Below are 1,778 nucleotides of genomic sequence, written 5' to 3' on the forward strand. Positions count from 1 at the left end.
ACTTGCGCTGCATGAATGGCTAACGGGACACTATAGCTCAATAACACCAGGACGAAGCTGCCGACATGAATTGGCAGCTTCGTTGTGCTAACGGGCAGTTATGCGTAACTTCCAGGGAATGTAAACGTCTAAATAAAGTAAGGAACGAGGAGGCAGATATTTCATGGAAGGAACGAATGTATGGGATGCGGAGTGGGAGGTTAACGAAGAGCAGGCGCGGACGCTGATCGGCAGACAATTTCCTCAGCTGTCATCGAAGCAAGTGAAGCGATTGGGCTGGGGCTGGGACAATACGGTTTTTCTCATCGGTGATGAGTACGTGTTCCGGTTTCCAAGAAGAACGATTGCAGTTGGCTCGATTCGTATGGAAGGGAAGCTGCTGCCGAAGCTGGAGGCATATATGACCATCCCCTATCCGAAACCGTTGTTTTATGGCGAAGCAAGTGACGAATACCCGGCACCATTTCTTGGCTATGCCTACGTGCCAGGAGATTTCCCCATCGGTTTGACGGAAGAACGCCGGGCTTTATCGGCAGAGACGCTGGCGAAATTTTTGCGGAGATTGCATGAGTTTCCGGTGCAGGCGGCGCTGAAGTGCGGAGTTCAGCAAGATCATCGAAGCTTGACGGACATAGCATCGCGCAAAGTGAAATTGGAGGGCTTTCTATCGAAGGTGGTTGGACACTTGTCGCCGGAGGAGTCCGGTGTGATCGAAGCGTATATTAGCAGGTTGCAAACGGACCGTGTCGAGGCGGTGAATGTACTGCTACATGGCGATCTTCATTTCAAAAATATGCTTGTGAATGAGAACGGGATCGTTTCCGGCATCATTGATTGGGGCGATCTGAGCGTAGGCCATCCGGCTTGCGATTTGAGCGTTGCTTACAGCTTTTTACCCCCATACGCTCGCGGCGTGTTTTTCGAAACTTACGGAGGAGCGGACGAGGAAACGAAGCTGCTGGCGCGGCTGATCGCGGTATACATCCCCGTACTGATCTTGATGCAAGCGGTCGATGACGGGAATGAAGCGATTGCGGCAGAGGCGAAATCCAACATCATGCGAGCACTGTCGGATTAGGCTCATTATTTCTTTGCAGCTTTGGGGCGATGGCTATCGGCACCATTTTGTCGTTTAAAGGCCGCGATAAGGTACTATTCGCCTTCTCTGATGCCGCTTTATGTTGAGGAACACGAAATTCAACAGAGTAAGTCGTTGCGCTAACTGGGAACGATAGTTCAACGATGACAAGGCTGCCAGCACGATTGGCAGCCTTGCTGCGCTACGGGCAGGATAGCTCAATAATATCGCGAATACTCTACATATGGAATTATTTACGAAGTTCGTGAATAAGACGTTAGCTGAAATCAACCGAAAACATAAAAAAACCATAGATCAATATATGACCCATGGATTCGTATGTCATTTTTTTTCAAGACCTTATTCAACATCATAACAAATCAGTAATTATAAGTCTATATTTTTTTTGAGTATTAATTTACCATCTGGTTATAAGATGATGAATGGAGATGGTAAAAATGCTCAAAGAAATATTTATTAATAGTGCAATGACTTATGAATATCCCCCGGATGGGGGGACAATACCGATTATAGACCCGTATAATGGATGTACAATTGGATGTCCTTATTGTTTCCAATTAGACGATGAGACTTGGAATACTAACTTGAATGTTAAACTTAATATTTCAGATGTTTTGCAAAAAGAACTTATTCAATGGAATAAAGAAGATACTGTGTACTTGGGTAGTAAGTGTGATCC

General features: G+C 46.1%; 1 protein-coding gene and 1 pseudogene. Both read left to right on the forward strand.

The window, feature by feature from the left end; genetic code table 11:
- The first annotated feature begins 163 nt into the window (after window positions 1-163).
- Window positions 164-1,078: a phosphotransferase gene (locus ACWNM1_RS30530; protein ID WP_449603929.1), complete on the forward strand. Its 915-nt coding sequence runs from the start codon at window positions 164-166 to the stop codon at window positions 1,076-1,078.
- A gap of 458 nt (window positions 1,079-1,536) precedes the next feature.
- Window positions 1,537-1,778: pseudogene (locus ACWNM1_RS30535) on the forward strand (hypothetical protein); the annotation flags it as partial.

The sequence above is a fragment of the Paenibacillus sp. Marseille-Q9583 genome, from assembly GCF_976954365.1.